Source organism: Sinomonas albida (genome assembly GCF_004919045.1).
Taxonomy (GTDB): Bacteria; Actinomycetota; Actinomycetes; order Actinomycetales; family Micrococcaceae; genus Sinomonas; species Sinomonas albida.
In genome coordinates this window covers 19,714-35,968 of the sequence record NZ_SWDW01000009.1, presented here as the reverse complement: position 1 = coordinate 35,968, position 16,255 = coordinate 19,714, and the positions used below count along the sequence as shown (strand labels likewise).

14 protein-coding genes are annotated in these 16,255 nt (G+C 71.5%); 6 read left to right on the top strand and 8 right to left on the bottom strand.

Annotation, left to right across the window (positions count from 1 at the left end; genetic code table 11):
- The 4 genes from E6A26_RS10410 to E6A26_RS10395 all read right to left on the bottom strand — a co-directional run bounded on the left by E6A26_RS10410 (position 1) and on the right by E6A26_RS10395 (position 3,682).
- The gene (locus E6A26_RS10410) at positions 1-879 is read right to left on the bottom strand and encodes a 1,4-dihydroxy-2-naphthoate polyprenyltransferase (protein WP_136611140.1); all 879 of its coding nucleotides are present in this window, start codon (positions 877-879) and stop codon (positions 1-3) included.
- Between the two features lie 59 nt (positions 880-938).
- Positions 939-2,123: an AMP-binding protein gene (locus tag E6A26_RS10405; RefSeq protein ID WP_136611139.1), complete on the bottom strand. Its 1,185-nt coding sequence runs from the start codon at positions 2,121-2,123 to the stop codon at positions 939-941.
- A gap of 46 nt (positions 2,124-2,169) precedes the next feature.
- Positions 2,170-3,135, bottom strand: coding sequence for a 1,4-dihydroxy-2-naphthoyl-CoA synthase (locus tag E6A26_RS10400; protein ID WP_136611138.1), 966 nt, complete (start codon positions 3,133-3,135; stop codon positions 2,170-2,172).
- A gap of 109 nt (positions 3,136-3,244) precedes the next feature.
- Positions 3,245-3,682, bottom strand: coding sequence for a VOC family protein (locus E6A26_RS10395; RefSeq protein WP_136611137.1), 438 nt, complete (start codon positions 3,680-3,682; stop codon positions 3,245-3,247).
- A gap of 440 nt (positions 3,683-4,122) precedes the next feature.
- Here E6A26_RS10395 and E6A26_RS10390 point away from each other — a divergent pair, with 440 nt between their 5' ends.
- Positions 4,123-5,688: an ABC-F family ATP-binding cassette domain-containing protein gene (locus E6A26_RS10390; RefSeq protein ID WP_234865347.1), complete on the top strand. Its 1,566-nt coding sequence runs from the start codon at positions 4,123-4,125 to the stop codon at positions 5,686-5,688.
- 148 nt (positions 5,689-5,836) lie between these two features.
- On the opposite strand, the gene E6A26_RS10385 is transcribed toward E6A26_RS10390, so the two are convergent.
- The 3 genes from E6A26_RS10385 to E6A26_RS10375 form a co-directional block, all read right to left on the bottom strand.
- A complete protein-coding gene (locus E6A26_RS10385) occupies positions 5,837-7,162 on the bottom strand; it encodes a ParM/StbA family protein (protein WP_136611135.1) in 1,326 nt (441 codons plus the stop codon).
- Positions 7,163-7,244: 82 nt separating this feature from the next.
- Entirely contained in the window at positions 7,245-7,628 is a 384-nt protein-coding gene (locus E6A26_RS10380) for a hypothetical protein (protein WP_136611134.1), read from the bottom strand.
- Between the two features lie 445 nt (positions 7,629-8,073).
- On the bottom strand, positions 8,074-8,838 hold the full coding sequence (locus tag E6A26_RS10375) for a CPBP family intramembrane glutamic endopeptidase (RefSeq protein ID WP_234865345.1): 765 nt from the start codon (positions 8,836-8,838) through the stop codon (positions 8,074-8,076).
- 157 nt (positions 8,839-8,995) lie between these two features.
- Here E6A26_RS10375 and E6A26_RS10370 point away from each other — a divergent pair, with 157 nt between their 5' ends.
- From E6A26_RS10370 to E6A26_RS10355, 4 genes are all read left to right on the top strand, one after another.
- On the top strand, positions 8,996-10,234 hold the full coding sequence (locus E6A26_RS10370; protein ID WP_136611133.1) for a thiolase family protein: 1,239 nt from the start codon (positions 8,996-8,998) through the stop codon (positions 10,232-10,234).
- The gene (locus E6A26_RS10365; RefSeq protein WP_136611132.1) at positions 10,234-11,058 is read left to right on the top strand and encodes an enoyl-CoA hydratase/isomerase family protein; all 825 of its coding nucleotides are present in this window, start codon (positions 10,234-10,236) and stop codon (positions 11,056-11,058) included. The genes E6A26_RS10370 and E6A26_RS10365 overlap by 1 nt, the downstream gene beginning before the upstream one ends.
- A gap of 2 nt (positions 11,059-11,060) precedes the next feature.
- Complete coding sequence (locus E6A26_RS10360; protein WP_136611131.1) at positions 11,061-11,975, top strand: 3-hydroxyacyl-CoA dehydrogenase family protein; 915 nt, start codon at positions 11,061-11,063, stop codon at positions 11,973-11,975.
- Positions 11,976-12,292: 317 nt separating this feature from the next.
- A complete protein-coding gene (locus E6A26_RS10355; protein ID WP_136611130.1) occupies positions 12,293-13,015 on the top strand; it encodes a tyrosine-protein phosphatase in 723 nt (240 codons plus the stop codon).
- Positions 13,016-13,062: 47 nt separating this feature from the next.
- Here the strand turns inward: E6A26_RS10355 and E6A26_RS10350 are convergent, their stop codons facing one another.
- Positions 13,063-13,881, bottom strand: coding sequence for an SGNH/GDSL hydrolase family protein (locus E6A26_RS10350; RefSeq protein WP_136611129.1), 819 nt, complete (start codon positions 13,879-13,881; stop codon positions 13,063-13,065).
- A gap of 192 nt (positions 13,882-14,073) precedes the next feature.
- Between E6A26_RS10350 and paaZ the strand changes: the two genes are divergently transcribed.
- Positions 14,074-16,197, top strand: a complete 2,124-nt coding sequence (gene paaZ, locus E6A26_RS10345) for a phenylacetic acid degradation bifunctional protein PaaZ (RefSeq protein WP_136611128.1) — start codon at positions 14,074-14,076, stop codon at positions 16,195-16,197.
- Positions 16,198-16,255: the final 58 nt, after the last annotated feature.

The following is a 16,255-nucleotide window of genomic DNA, read 5'->3' as shown; positions in this document are numbered from 1 at the left end:
CTAGACCCGCCCGAGGACCGAGGCGACGGCGAACAGCACGCTGAACCCCAGATTGATGAACCCCGTCTGCTGGAGCACGGGAATGAGACCGGGCCCCGCCGTGCCCGAGACCATGGTCCGGGACGGCTTGATGCACGCCGGGACGAGCACGAGCGCGAGCAGCATCCACGGGTTCGCGGGCGCCAGCAGCAGCGCCGCGAGGATCGCGACTCCCAGCATCACGGGGTAGGAGCGCCGGGCCGCGCGGTCGCCGAGCCGCACCGCGAGCGTGCGCTTGCCCGCGACGGTGTCCGTGGGGATGTCCCGCACGTTGTTGGCCATGAGGAGCGCGTCCGCGATGAGCCCGGTCGCGATCGCCCCAGCCCACGAGGCCGGGCTCAGCGTGAGCGCCTGCGTGTACGTGGTGCCGAGCGTCGCGACGAGGCCGAAGAACACGAACACGAACACGTCGCCGAGCCCGAGGTAGCCGTACGGCCGCTTCCCGCCCGTGTAGCCCCACGCCGCGAGGACGCTCGCCACCCCGACGATGAGCAGCCACCACGCCTGCGAGAGCCCCACGAGCACGAGGCCGAACACCGCGGCCGCTCCGAAGGAGAGGAACGCGGCCCGCTTCACGGCGCCCGGCTCCGCCGCCCCGCCGCCCACGAGCCGGAACGGCCCCACCCGGTTGTCGTCGGTCCCGCGCACGCCGTCGGAGTAGTCGTTCGCGTAGTTCACGCCGACCTGCAGCAGGACCGCCACGAGAGCGGCGAGGACGGCGCGAAGCGGATCGAACGCTCCGAGGCCGAAGGCCGCCGCACTGCCGACGATGACGGGCGCGATGGCCATGGGAAGGGTCCGCGGGCGGGCGCCCTGGACCCACTGGGCGAATGTTGCCACGGGCTGTTCCTAAGGGATGGGTGGAAAGGGGTGCTTGAAGGTCGTGCCGAGAGTCGAGCCTACGGCCCCGACGAACCGGCCGAGCGCCGCGCCGCGTGCGCCCGCGCGAGCGCCTCGCGGATCGCCTGCCGGTCCGGCTTCCCGTTGGGCAGGAGCGGCAGCGCGTCGAGCACGAGCCACGTCCGCGGGGCGAGGCGCCCCAAGCGTTCGACGGCGGCGGCACGCACCCTGGCGAGCGCGCCCGAGTCTTCGCCCGGCTCGGTGAGGACGACCGCGGCCGCGAGCGCCTGTCCCCACTCCGCGTCGCGGACGCCCGCCACGAAAGCCTCGCGCACGCCGTCGACCGTTTCGAGCTGAGCCGCGACCCGCGCGGCGGAGGCCTTGACGCCGCCCGTGATGACGACGTCGTCCACGCGCCCCAGGACGTGGAGGCGCCCCTCGGCCGTCAGCTCGCCTAGATCGGACGTGACGTACCAGCGCTCGCCGTCCTCCTCGAGGAAGTGCTCTGCGGTGCGCTCGGGGTCGCCCACGTAGCCGACCGCGACCACCTCGCCGCCGAGCCGGATCCGCCCGTCCTCGGCGATGCGCACGGACACCCCCTCGAGCGGGAAGCCGTTGTAGACGCAGCCGCCACACGTCTCCGCCGAGCCGTACGTCGTCACGACCTTCACGCCCGCCTCCTCGGCCCGGTCGAGCAGGCCGTGGGGGATGGGCGCGCCGCCGAGCAGGATCGCGTTGAAGCGCCTCAGGACCTTGAGCACCCGCGGGGAGGAGTCCTCGAGCAGGCGCCGCAGCTGAGTGGGCACGAGCGAGGTGAACCGCACGGGGTCGGTCATCTCCTCGCCCGCGTCGGCGAACGCCTCGGGGGTGAAGCCGGCGGCGAGGTCCATCTCGGCGGGGCGTGTGCCCGCGAAGAGCGAGCGGACCAGGACCTGCACGCCCGCGACGTACTCGAGCGGCAGCGCGAGCAGCCACTGGCCCTCGCCGCGCAGTGCGAAGGCAGTGCTCATCGAGGAGGCCGCGAGCGCGTCGATCGTGAGCGCGGTCGCCTTCGGCACACCCGTGGAGCCCGACGTGCGGACGACGACGGCCGTCCCCTCGGGCAGCGACGCCACCGCGGTCGTGGGTCGCCACACGCGCCAGGACCCCTGCGGGGAGTTTGCGCCCGCGGGCCCGAATTCGACGGCCGGTCCCTCGCCGGCGAGGGCCGCCGCGAGGGCCTTGAGGACAGGGTCGAGGCTCATGCGCTGTGCTCCCGGATCAGTCGTGGCCGGCTTGGTTGTGGCCGGATCAGTAGTAGTACGGGAAGTCGGACCAGTTGGGATCGCGCTTCTCGAGGAAGGCGTCGCGGCCCTCGACGGCCTCGTCGGTCATGTAGGCGAGGCGCGTGGCCTCGCCCGCGAAGACCTGCTGCCCGGCGAGGCCGTCGTCGGCGAGGTTGAACGCGAACTTGAGCATGCGGATGGCCTGCGGGGACTGCCGCGCGATGTCCTCCGCGTACTCGAGCGCCACGTCCTCGAGGCGCGCGTGCTCCACGGCCTCGTTCACGGCGCCCATCGCGACCATGTCCTCGGCCGAGTACTCGCGGGCCAGGAAGAAGATCTCCCGCGCACGCTTCTGCCCGATCTGGCGGGCCAGGAGCGCCGAGCCGTAGCCGGCGTCGAACGATCCGACCGTCGCGTCGGTCTGCTTGAACCTCCCGTGCTCGCGCGAGGCGAGCGTGAGGTCCGCGACGACGTGGAGCGAGTGGCCGCCGCCGGCCGCCCAGCCGTTGACCACCGCGACGACCACCTTGGGCATGGTCCGCATGAGCCGCTGGACCTCGAGGATGTGGAGGCGGCCCGCGCGGGCCGGGTCGATGGCCTCTGCCGTCTCGCTGGTCGCGTTCGGCACTGCGTACCGGTAGCCATCGCGCCCCCGGATGCGCTGGTCGCCGCCGGAGCAGAACGCGTGGCCCCCGTCCTTGGGGGAGGGGCCGTTGCCCGTGAGGAGGACGGTCGCGACGTCCGGGGTCATGCGGGCGTGGTCCATCGCGCGGTAGAGCTCGTCCACAGTGCCTGGGCGGAACGCGTTGCGCACCTCGGGCCGGTTGAACGCGATGCGGACGGCCGGGAGATCGCGCACGACCGCCCCGTTCGCGTCCCGCTCGACCTGCCGGTGGTACGTGAGGTCCTCGAAGGCGAAGCCCTCGACCTCGCGCCAGCGGTTCGGGTCGAAGACGTCGGACACTTTCTCGGGCAGGTCGGGGGAAGTCACGCGTGAAAGTCTAGTCGCGCAGTGCCGGGCCGCGTCCCCGCGTCACTGGCACGGTGGCGCCGGGCCGCGTCCCCGCGTCACTGACCCTGCCGCGAGCGCCGTCGGCGGCTCATGAGATGCAGAACTCGTTCCCCTCGGGATCGGCCATCGTGTACCAGGAGTGGGGGCCTTCGGCGGCCTCCCACAGAAACGTCGCGCCGCGGGCCTCCAGCTGGGCACGGAGGGCGTCCTTGTCGTCGCCAGCGAGGCGCACGTCCCAGTGGACGCGGTTCTTGATGGTCTTGTCCTCTGGCACCACCTGGAACAGGATCCGCCGCCTGTCCTTGCGCGCGAGCTCCGCCTGGGGCGCGATCGCCTGCGCCGTGGCCCACACGAGCACGCCGTTCCGGGTCGTGGTGTCCGCTTCAGTCGCATAGCCCTCGGCGATCATGCGCCGGATGAACTCCTCGTTGCTGGGCTCGACGGCCCACCCCAGCGTCTCGGCCCACCACTCGGCCTGGGCGTGCGGGTCGCGCGAATCGACCACGATCTGGATGTCGTATGCCATGGATCAACGCTAGGCCTCGCCACGTTCCGCGGGAAGGCGTGCGGACGCGCCAGAGGACAGGAGGTGTCCGCAGGGGCACGCGTGGGCACGAGTCAGTGCCGGAAACCAGTGCCGGAAAGTCACCAGCTTTCGGACGCGCTCCCCGGCGCGCCGCGGCCAGGCTACGGCGAGTCGCGCCGTCGTACGCGCCAATGTCGGTGAGAGTCCGACGAGCGACAGCCCCGCTTGACACCCGGCCGCCGGCCCCGCCACCCTTGGACGCATGGTCCGCTGATCGCTTCCCCTTCCCTGCGCCGCGGGCACCCTCGCCTTCTGAGCTGCCCCCGCGGCCACGTCAGCCCGGCGCGTCTGCGCCCGCGAGCCGCCGAAGCGAGGCCTCGACCATGCACCACAGTTCTCAGCACAGTTCTCCCCACGTCTCTCCCCACGCCTCTCCTCACGTGACCGTCTCCGGCGTGTCCCATGGCTACGGCGACCGGCTTCTCCTCGACGCGGTCGACCTCGTGGTCGCCGACGGCGAGCGGATCGCCGTCGTCGGCGAGAACGGCGCGGGCAAGTCGACGCTGCTCCGCCTCCTCGCGGGGGAGGAGCGGCCCGATGCGGGGAGCGTCGCCGTCCACGGGCGCGTCTCCCGGCTCGCGCAGACTGCCGACGGCGCCGCGACCGTCCGCGGGCTCCTCGCCTCCGCGGAGGCCCGCGCCGCCGCCGACGGCGAGGACGACGGCGGGACGGCCGCGCGGGTGCGGGCCGTCGTCGCCCTCGAACGGCTGGGAGTCGGCGAGCTGACCCGATCGGGGATCGACCGCCCGCTCGCGACGCTCTCGGGCGGCGAGGCCGAGCGCGTGGGCCTCGCCTTCGCGCTCGCGGACACCGCGCCCATCCTGCTCCTCGACGAACCCACCAACCATCTCGACGCAGACGCGGTCGCGTGGCTCGAGGCCGAGCTCGCGGGGCGGCCCGGCATCGTGGTCGCCGTCTCGCACGACCGCGACTTCCTGGGGCGCTTCGCGCGCGTGATCCTCGAGGTCGACGGCGATCGCCGCGGCGTCCGCCGCTACGGGGAGGGCTACGCGGGCTACCGCGCCGCGAAGGCCCTCGAGCGGCGCGCGTGGGAACGCGAGTACGCCGAGTGGGTCGCCGCGATGGAGCGCGAGCGCGAGAAGGCCGCGGCCGTGACCGACCGCGTCGCGTACGGGCGCAGAACCGACAACGACAAGTCCGGCTTCAACTACTTCGGGCAGCGCGTGAGCGCGGCGGTCGAGAGCCAGGTCCGGTCGGCCCGGGAGCGGTTGCGGCGGCTCGAGGCCGATCCCGTGCTGCCGCCGCCGAAGCCCCTGCACCTCGCCGCGGCGTTCGACGTCCAGCGCGGCGCCGCGGTGTCGGTGCGCGGCGCGGCCGTTCCCGGCCGGCTCGCTCCGGTGGACGTCGAGGTGCCGGCCGGCGGTCGGCTCGCCGTGACCGGCCTCAACGGCGTCGGCAAGACGACGCTGCTCAACGTGCTCGCCGGGCGGCTGCCGTGCGAGGGCGTCGCCGAGGTGCGCACGGCGCCGGCAGCGGACGACGGCGCGGGCGCGCCCGCCGTCGTCGGCCTCCTCCCGCAGGAGCTCGCCCCGCCCACGGACCCGCACGCGCGCCTGCTCGCGGCCTACGCCGCGGGGCTCCCGGGTGATCTCGACGAGCACGCCGAGCGGCTCATGCACCTCGGCCTTTTCCGGGTCCAGGAGTTCTTCGTGCCGGTGGGCTCGCTCTCGGCAGGGCAGTACCGCCGGCTCGCGCTCGCGCGGCTCCTGTCCGGACGGCCCGAGCTCCTGCTCCTCGACGAGCCGAGCAATCACCTTGCGCCGCTCCTCGTGGGTGAGCTCGAAGAGGCGCTCGAGCGGTACCGCGGGACGCTCGTGGTCACGAGTCATGACGCCGCGCTCCTGCGCTGGTTCGGCGGGCTCGAAGGGGCCCGCGAGCTGCGGATCGAGCGGCGGGAGGTTCGCGCTGGCAGCGACGTGCGGTGAGTGGCGCGCGGCGGCAGCGATTGCTCCGAGGCGCGGCCCCGACGCCAAGAGGCCCTCCCCGGGATGCGGGAAGGGCCTCTTGCGTGTCTGACGCCGGTCCGGGATGCAGCGCGGGAAGCGTTGCCCCGGGCCAGCTCGATGGGCGCGGCTACGCGTCGGCGGTGCTGAGTTCCTTGTCCTCGGACTGCCGGCCGCGCTTGCCCTTCGTGGCCGGGGCGAGCGCGGCGTCGGTCTGGCGCTCCACGGCCTGGGCCGCGATGTAGAGGCCCTCGCGGTTCAGGTGGCGCGAGTAGGACGAATCCAGGTAGAGCGTCGGGAAGGAATCCTCCGAGTTCATCTCGGTGGCCTTGTCCAGCAGCGCCGGGTACAGGAATGCCTTCACGGGACCCGCGCCGCCGCCGTAGACGTAGGCGACCTCCGTCGTGGCGCCGACAACGGCGAGCACGCGGCCGAACTGCTCGGCGATCTCCTTGGAGAAGAACAGCATCTCCTCCTCCACGAACTGAGCGACCTTCTGGTAGAAGTTGCGCTTCAGGGCGCTCGGGCCGGCCTGCAGGTACTCGGCGAGCTGCTTCCGGGACGTGAAGCCCGAGACGAAGCCGCGATCGTCCATGGCCTTGAGCGCGCCGGTGAGCACCGAGCCGTAGCCCTTGTTGTACGTGGTCGAGGCGTCCGCGTTGAACTTGCCGGCGGTGAAGACCGGGAAGTTGACCGTGCCCTCGCCGATGTCGATTCCGACGGTGTGCTGGGCGGCCAGCACGTCCGCGGAGGTAATCCCCTCAAGCGTCACGCCGCGGCGGCGCACGTCCGCCAGCATCGCGTCCATGAGGTCCTCGCCCTTGACCGTGATCGCGTACTGGGCCGAGGCGCCCTCGGGGATGACCTGCACGTCTACGAAGCGCAGCTTCACCGTGACCGGAGTGTCGAAGTTGTGCACCGTGGCCGTGTGGGTCCCGTTCATGAACTCGGCCGCGTAGCTCGTGCGATGTGCCATGTACTCGTTGATCGGCAGCGCGAGGGCAACCCGGGCCTGCACGCTCAGCGACTCGTCGGCAGGCGGGAGCGTGCCGTTCTGGCGGACGTAGTCGCGCAGGGCCTTCGCTGCGAAGGCGCCCATGACCAGGACCTTGCTCAGCTCCTGCTGGGCCTTGCTGCGGCGGCCCACCACGTCGAACTCGTCGAACGCGCCCTGGGCGCTCAGCGCGCGGGTGCCGAACAGGCGGCGGTACTGGTCGCCGATGAGCGGCGACGCGAAGCTCACGTCCAGCTCGTTGTAGAAGTCGCCCTCCATCCTGGCCGGGGCGTCGGCGTCCGGGTGGGGCAGCGCGTTGGACCGGGTGATGAGGGCGACGCTGCTGGGAAGGTCGAGCTCGTCGATGCTGGCGGTGTTGGAGGCGCCGGCACCCCGGATGAGCCCTTTGACGTATCCGTTGCCTACGTCGATGCCGCCGGTCAGATTGATCGAGATGGTCATGGGTGGTCCCTTCGTTCAGAAAAAGTTGGTGGTGCCGGTGGGTGGTGCCAAGAGCGGTGCCCGCGGTGGTGCGCTGCGGGAGCTACCGCATTCTGGAGAAGATGTCGTTGACGTCCTGCAGTTCGCTCGACGCCTGCTCTGGTTCCGAAGGTGCCGGGGCGGAGGCCCCGAGCGCTGCGTTCGGCCGCTGCGCCGGCGTCGGGGCCTCCGGCCAGAACTCTGGCTCCGGGGCCGGGACGGACGCCGGCAGCCGAGTCTCGCCAACTGGCGCCTCGACCGCACGTGCCTCCTCCGACGGTTCCGCCGTGCGCGCCTGCCTCGGGAGCTGGCTCACCGGGCGGTTCACGACGTCGACGAACCCCTGGCGCTCGATGCTCTCGCGGATGAGCATCCGTACTGACAGCGAAGGGTTGTCCTGCAACTCCATCCACGCCACCACGGCCTCATCGGCTGCGGGGACGCTCACACGGAAACGATGCGGTTGCGGCTTCGCTGGTGTGTCTGCCTTGCCCTGACGGCCCGTCATCAGCACACCCCTTTCTCTCCACTCCTCGACGAGGCTCTCTCTCGTTCGCCAGCTATATATAGACCGAAGTGCCGATCGATCCCAAAAATGTCCAAATCTGAACTCCGAAGAGGTCAAAGCTGGCCAGAGTCTGGTCACGAATGGGCCGAATCGTCTCTGAGAATCCGAGCGCGCCCGTGTTTGGTCCAATCCTGGCCATCTAGCGGTCAGGCTTGGCCACTGGCGGGCCACTTTCGGCCACGGAAAATAGCCTGACCCACGCCGGCCTCTCGGACGTGTCGTCGGGCTTATGCGCGAGTGAACAGTGTGGCGACATCGGGAATTTAACCCGGGTGGGGCCTTGGCCGAGCCGTTTTAGCACGGGTGGGCTATTAACGGAGCACGCCTACGACTGCAGCGCGGAGATGTCCACTGCGTAGATGAGGATCACGGACAGCAGATTCTTGAGGGCGTGCAGCGAGATGCTGAAGGCGAGGTTGTTGCCCGTCCACGCGTAGGCGAACACGAGCACGGCCCCGAGGCCGAGATAGGGCGCCAGCGCCTGGATCGAGAAGCCCGCGGTGCTGAGGGTGTGGAGCGACGCGAAGAACGCGAGCGAGAGCGCGTAGCAGACCCAGCGGTTGAGGTACCGGCTGAGCTTCCCGATCATGAGGTGCCGGAAGACGTACTCCTCGACGAACGGCCCGAGGATTACGAGGAGCGGAGCGGTGAACCACCACGGGATGCCCTGCGCGAGCGACTGGATGCTCTCTTGGTTCTGACTCACCTGGAGCCCGCCCGCGAGGGCCACGGCGATGGCCGAGACCACGAGCATCGCGACGAGCATGAGCGGCAGGATCCCGGCCGTGAACCACGGCCGGGTCGCGAGGATCCGCACGTCGCGCGCGATGTAGGCGTGGGCCGCGATCGAGGCGACGATGAACACCACCCCGTAGACGCCGAGATTCAGCAGGTACGAGGCGATCTCGGGGTGCGCCCGGACCCATGCCGAGTCCTCGAGCGGCAGGAACGCGACCGCGATCGGCAGGAGGACGTAGAGCAGGACGGCCGCGAGGTCCGTGGGGGTGAAGCGCCCGAAGCGGCGGCCCGGGGCGGGGTCGCCGGGGCGGCGCCGGAGCGCGGTGGGGGGCATCGAGTTGGGAGTGCTCATTTGCCGGTGGAACGAGCGGGCAGCCGAACCGGTTCCGTCGTGCGGTCGTCATGGGTTGACCCACGCGCCGCCGCGGGTAATCTTTATAGAACGAACGGTCGGTAATTTGTTCGGACTTCGAGGCGCCGACCGGGTCCCTACGCATAAGGATGTGCTCATGGCTGAGGCCTTTCTGATCGGCGGCGCGCGTACCCCGGTGGGGCGTTATGCAGGCTCCCTCTCCTCGGTGCGCCCCGACGACCTCGCGGCACTCACGGTGCGGGCCGCCGTCGAACGCGCGGGGATCGACCCGGCCGCGGTGGACGAGGTGATCCTCGGCAACGCGAACGGCGCGGGGGAGGAGAACCGCAACGTCGCCCGGATGGCCTGGCTCCTGGCCGGCTACCCGGACTCCGTCCCCGGCATCACGGTCAACCGCCTGTGCGCGTCAGGCCTCTCCGCCATCATCATGGCGAGCCACATGATCAAGGCCGGTGCGGCGGACCTGGTCGTCGCCGGGGGAGTCGAGTCGATGAGCCGGGCGCCGTGGGTCATGGAGAAGCCCGAAAAGGGCTTCGCGAAGCCCGGCGCGGTCTTCGATACGTCCATCGGCTGGCGCTTCACGAACCCCGCGTTCCTCTCCGGCGAGCTCTCCCGGGACGGGAAGGCCACGTTCTCGATGCCCGAGACGGCCGAGGAGGTCGCGAGGGTGTTCGACACCTCGCGCGAGGACTGCGACGCGTTCGCCGTCCGCTCGCACGAGCGCGCCCTCGCGGCGATCGCGGCGGGGCGTTTCGCCGAGGAGATCGTTCCGGTGACGGTCACCGCGTCGCGCCGCGGCAAGGCCGGGGCGCAGACCGTGGTCGATACCGACGAGGGCCCGCGGCCGGGAACCACGATGGACGTCCTCGCGGGGCTGCGGCCCGTGGTCAAGGGCGGTTCCGTGGTCACCGCGGGCAACGCGTCCTCGCTCAATGACGGCGCGTCGGCGATCGTCGTGGCCTCGGAGGCCGCGGTCGAGCGCTTCGGGCTCGCCCCCCGCGCGCGGATCCTCGAGGGCGCCTCGGCGGGAGTGGCCCCCGAGATCATGGGCATGGGCCCGGTCCCCGCGACGCGCAAGGCGCTCGACCGCGCCGGCCTCTCCGCCGCCGACCTCGGCGCGATCGAGCTCAACGAGGCGTTCGCCTCGCAGTCCCTCGCGGTCATGCGCGAGCTCAAGCTCGACGAGGAGATCGTCAACGCGGACGGCGGCGCGATCGCGCTCGGCCATCCGCTCGGCTCCTCGGGCTCGCGCCTCGTGGTGACCTTGCTGGGCCGCATGGAGCGCGAGCTGCGCGGCGAGGGCCGCAAGCTGGGCCTCGCGACGATGTGCGTCGGCGTGGGGCAGGGCACGGCCCTGCTCGTGGAGGGGGTCTGATGGCGGCCGAGGAGAGCGCCGCGAACGACGGCGGTGCTCGCCTCGACGCGTCCCGCTTCACGACTCTCCTGGTCAACGAGCGAGCCGATAGGCTCCACGCGACGCTCAACAGGCCCGCGGTGCGCAACGCGATCGACCAGGCGATGGTCGACGAGCTCCACGCCGTGTGCGCGCACCTCGAGGCCCACCCGAAGGTCCTCATCCTCTCCGGCACCCCCGCTGATCCCGCGAGTGCGACGAAGGGTGTCTTTGCGTCCGGCGCGGACATCGCTCAGCTGCGCGAACGCCGCCGCGACGACGCCCTCGCGGGCATCAACTCGACCGTCTTCGACCGCATCGCCAAACTGCCGATGCCCGTCATCGCCGCCCTCGAGGGCTACGCCCTGGGTGGCGGCGCCGAGCTGGCCTACGCGGCGGACTTCCGGATCGGGACCCCCAGCCTGCGCCTCGGGAACCCGGAGACGGGCCTCGGGATCATGGCCGCGGCCGGCGCAACGTGGCGGCTACGCGAGCTCGTCGGGGAGCCGCTCGCGAAGCAGATCCTGCTCGCGGGCCGCGTGCTCACGGGCCCGGAGTGCCTTGAGGCGGGCCTCGTGGGCGAGCTCGTCGACCCGGCCGAGCTCGTCGACGCCGCTAATGCGCTCGCCGACCGGATCGCCGCACAGGATCCGCTCGCGGTGCGCATCTCCAAGGCCGTCTTCCACAGCCCGCGCGAGGCCCACCCTCTCATCGACACGCTGGCCCAGGGCATGCTGTTCGAGTCCCAGGCCAAGTTCGACCGCATGCAGGCGTTTCTGGAGAAGAAGAACAGCAGGAAGAAGTAGCGATGAACATCGAACAAGCCCTGAACGAAGCACTGGGCGTCAAGACGGGCGGCAACGTGCCGCTCGCCGAGGGCCTCCCGGCCACGGTCGGGGTCCTCGGCGGGGGCCGCATGGGCGCCGGGATCGCGCACGGGTTCCTGACCCGCGGAGCCAAGGTCGTCGTCGTCGAACGCGACGCGGAGGCCGCCCAAGGCGCGCGGGGGCGCGTCGCGTCGTCGGTCGAGGCCTCGCTTGAGCGCGGCACCGTGCAGGGGTCCGCCGAGGACTACCTCGAGCGCTTCGCGACCTCGGTGGACTACGCCGACTTCGCCTTCTGCGACCTCGTCGTCGAGGCCGTCCCCGAGGACGCCGAGCTCAAGACCGCCGCGCTCGCCGCCGTCGAGCAGCAGATCTCCCCGCACGCGTTCCTCGCGACGAACACGTCCTCGCTCTCCGTGAGCGGCCTCGGCGCCTCGCTCGCGCGCCCGGAGCAGTTCCTGGGCCTGCACTTCTTCAACCCGGTCCCGGCGTCGACGCTCATCGAGGTCGTCGTCGCGGAGCGGACCGCCGACGAGACGCTCGCGGCCGCCCGCCGCTGGGTCGAGGCGCTCGGCAAGACCGCCGTCGTCGTGAGGGACGCGCCGGGCTTCGCGTCCTCGCGCCTCGGCGTCGCGATCGCGCTCGAGGCCATGCGTATGGTCGAGGAGGGCGTGGCGAGCGCGGAGGACATCGACAACGCGATGGTGCTCGGCTACAAGCACCCCACCGGTCCGCTCAGGACCACCGACATCGTGGGCCTCGACGTGCGCCTGGGCATCGCCGAATACCTGCACGCGACCCTCGGGGAGCGCTTCGCCCCGCCGCAGATCCTACGCGACAAGGTGGCCAACGGGGAGCTCGGCCGCAAGTCGGGCAAGGGCTTCTACGACTGGTCCTAGCCGTTGTGGGGTCCCGTCCCGAGGGTTGTGGGGTCTCGTCCCGAGGGTTGTGGGGTCTCGTCCCGAGGGTTGTGGGGTCCCGTCCCGAGGGTTGTGGCGTCTTCTGCAAGGACGGGGACCCTGCAACTGGATGCCAGAGACCCCGCAACTGGATGCCAGGGACCCCGCAACTGGATGGCAGGGACCCCGCAACTGGGTGGCAGGGACCCCGCAACGGGGTGGCAGGGACCCCGCAACTGGGTGGCAGGGACCCCGCAACTGGGTGGCAGGGACCCCGCAACGGGGTGGCAGGGACCCCGCAAGGTAGGCTCGGCGTCATGAGCGCCGTCGCGTGGGAGGGTGTCGCGTGGGAGGGCGCCGTCAACGCGCGGCGCGTGCTGGGCTCCGTGTACCGCATGGGCCGCAGCGAATGGCTCACCGAGCGCGGCTGGCGGCAGATGTACGACGACGGCGTCCGCACCGTCATCGACCTTCGGAACCCCGGCGAGCGCAAGCGTCGCCCGACGGACCCCGTGGTGCGCCCGGAGGCCATGGCGGGGATCGCGATCGTCAACGCGCCGACGGAGGACCCCGATCACCCGGAGCACGCCGAGGCCTTCGCGGGCCGCGTCCCACCGTATCTGAGCCACCCCGACGGCTACGCGGGCGTGGTCCGGCTGTTCCCCGAGCGGATCGTCGAGGTGTTCCGGGCCATCGCGGAGGCGCCGGGCGGCGTCGTCGTGCACTGTTCGGCGGGCCGCGACCGCACCGGGATCATCGTGACGATGCTGCTCCAGTTGGCCGACCCGGCCCGCGCCGCCGAGGCGGCCGCGAGCCACTACGAGGCGAGCCTGCGCGGCATCAACGAGTGGCATCGCGTCAGCCCCGTCAAGCACCCGTACGAGCGGTACCAGGACGACGACGAACTCGAGCCGGCGCTCGCAGAACGTCAGGCCGCGCTCGCGGAATTCGTGGCGTCGATCGACGCCGAGCGATTCCTCCTCGACCACGGCCTCACGCGTGCCGAGCTCGAGCGCGTGCGGGCGCGCCTGCTGGGTTAGTCCGGCTCCTCTGGGTTGGTCGGGCTCCTCGCCGTTCTCCGGGCGCGCTACCTCACGAACGGCGCGACGGCCGGGGCGTAGCCGAGCGCGTACCCGGTCGCGGTCGGGTGGAACGAGGCCGGATCGCCCGCGACGAACGGGTGGATCCACGGCGACGGCGAGCCGAGGCCATGGCCCAGGAACGCGAGGGTCACGTCCGCGTAGGAGGCCCCGTCGGAGAGGGAGGTGAACGCGATCGTCGAGTTCAGGAGCGCCACGGCGCCGTTGATCTGGGCCGCGACGGGCACCTCGGCGGCGGGGAGCCCCGAGAGCGTGAACAGGAGCGGGTAGCCCGTGAGCGTGATGTGCGCGCCGGGTGCCTTGGCCCGCACCGCCGCGATCGTCGCGCGGAGCTTGGCGGGCAGCTGCGGCAGCAGGACGAACACCGAGTTGTGCAGCGCCTCCGAGCAGGCCGTCGTGGCCGGGCCGGTGGCGCAGGCGGTCGCGACGGCGCGGTCGCCCACGTCGTTGGCGCCGACGGTGATCGTCACGTTCCGGGTGCGCGCGGGCACGGCTGGCACCTGCCCCGCGATCACTTCCGCGGTCGTCGCGCCATAGCAGCCCAGGTTCGCGCTGGCCCCGAGAAGCGCGGGGTAGGAGCCGGCCGTCTGGAGGCACTGGTTGAGATAGGGACCGCCGCCAGTCCCGGCAGCGATGGAGTCGCCGAGTGCGACGTACGACGGCGGGGGAGCGGCTTGGGAGGCCAGCGCCTGGGCATCCAGGGCTTGGGCAGGCAGCGCGGCGGTGCCTGCGACGAGGCCGACTGCCGCGAGGGCGGCGAGGACGGCCCGCATGATGCGCACGGTGAAGGGGCGAGCAGCAGTCATGCCGCTCAGGGTAGGCCCGCCACGGCCGCGGAACTAGGCCTCGCGACGCCCAGTCGGGCGGGTGTTGCCGGACCGCCCCGCCGTGTATCCTAGAGCCATTACCGAACGGCCGGTCAGTAATTGCGCTCGACCCGCAGTGGGCCCAACGCCCGGCCGTCGCCCGGAGCCCCGCATCGGAAGGAACCGTCGACGATGACCACTGCCGCGCCAGCCCCCGTGAAGGCCAGAATCGTCCCGAGCTACATCCTCGACGCCTGGTGGACGCCCACCGAGCAGTCGGTGGGCGCGGCAGGAAAGGCCGCCGAGGTCCGCGACGCGAGCACGGGCGAGCCCCTCGCCACGGTCAGCACCGAGGGGATGGACCTCGGCGCCGTCGTCCGTCACGGCCGCACCGCGGGTCAGGCGGCCCTCGGCGAGCTGACCATCCACGAGCGCGCGCTCAAGCTCAAGGAGCTCGCGCAGTTCCTCAACGGCCACCGCGACGAGGTCTACGAGCTCTCCTACAAGACCGGCGCTACGAAGCTCGACTCGATGGTCGACGTCGACGGCGGCATCGGCGTCCTGTTCACTTTCGGATCGAAGGGCCGCCGCGAGCTTCCGAACAGCCACGTCATCGTGGACGGGCCCACGGAGACGCTCTCGCGCGACGGCTCGTTCGTGGGCGAGCACCTCTACACGCGCATCCCCGGCGTCGCGGTGCAGATCAACGCGTTCAACTTCCCCGTGTGGGGCATGCTCGAGAAGTTTGCCCCGGCGTTCATCGCAGGCGTCCCGACGATCGTCAAGCCGGCCACCCCGACGGGCTACGTGACCGAGGCCGTCGTCCGGCTCATGATCGAGTCGGGGATCCTCCCCGCTGGCTCGCTCCAGCTCATCTCGGGCTCCGCCCGCACGCTCCTCGACGAGCTCGACTACCGCGACATGGTGTCCTTCACGGGCTCGGCGACCACGGCGAACCTGCTCAAGTCGCACCCGAACGTCGTGCACGGCGGCGTGCGCTTCACGTCGGAGACCGACTCGCTCAACGCCGCGATCCTCGGGCCGGACGGCGTGCCCGGCACCCCCGAGTTCGACGCGTTCGTGAAGTCCGTGGTCACCGAGATGACGGTCAAGGCGGGCCAGAAGTGCACGGCGGTGCGGCGCACCATTGTGCCGGCGGGCATCGTGGACGACGTCGTTGCCGCCATCGGCGAGCGGGTCGCCCAGAAGGTGGTCATCGGAGATCCGCGCGCCGAGGGCGTGACGATGGGCGCGCTCGCGTCCATGGACCAGCTCGAGGACGTGCGCGGCGCGGTCGAGTCGCTCGTGGCCGCCGGCGGGCGGATCGCGTTCGGTTCCCTCGAGGCGCCGGAAGTGCTGACGGCGGCCGGTGCCAAGGCCGTGGTCGCGGACGGCGCGTTCATGTCGCCAGTTGTGCTGACGTGGGATGACGTCCACTCGGCGGCCCTGCACGGCACGGAGGCGTTCGGTCCCGTGTCCTCCGTGGTGGGCTACTCGTCGATCGACGAGGCCATCGAGCTCGCGGCCCTCGGCGCCGGCTCGCTCGTCGCGACGGTCTGCACGAACGATCCTGCCGCGGCCCAGGCCTTGACCCTCGGCATCGCGTCGCACCACGGCCGCGTGCTCGTGCTCAATCGCGAGGACGCGCGCACGTCGACGGGCCATGGCTCGCCAGTCCCGCACCTCGTGCACGGCGGGCCGGGCCGCGCGGGCGGCGGCGAGGAGCTCGGCGGCATCCGCTCGGTCAAGCACCACATGCAGCGCACGGCAATCCAGGGTTCGCCGAACATGCTCACGGCCGTCACAGGCGTGTGGCACACCGGCGCGGACCGGCAACTCGCCGACCCCACGGACCCCTCGACGCACCCGTTCCGCAAGTCGCTCGCCGAGCTCCGCATCGGCGACGCGGTGCGCTCGGAGCTGCGCCAGGTGACGCTCGAGGACATCTCGGCCTTCGCACGCGAGACCGGCGACACGTTCTACGCCCACACCAACGAGGAGGCCGCCGCGGCCAACCCGTTCTTCCCGGGCATCGTGGCGCACGGTTACCTGCTCGTCAGCTGGGCCGCGGGGCTCTTCGTCTCGCCCGAGCCCGGTCCGGTCCTCGCGAACTACGGTCTCGAGAACCTGCGCTTCGTGACCCCCGTCCCGGCCGGCGACTCCATCCGCGTGACGCTCACCGCCAAGCAGATCACGCCCCGCGTGACGGACGAATACGGCGAGGTCCGCTGGGATGCCCTCATCGAAAACCAGGACGACGAAATTGTCGCGACCTACGACGTCCTGACCCTCGTGGCCAAGGAGTGGCCCGCCTAAAATTGGTGGCGTCAGTTCCCCTCGTGGAGGTGCGCCATGACTCTGGCGACAAGACCGG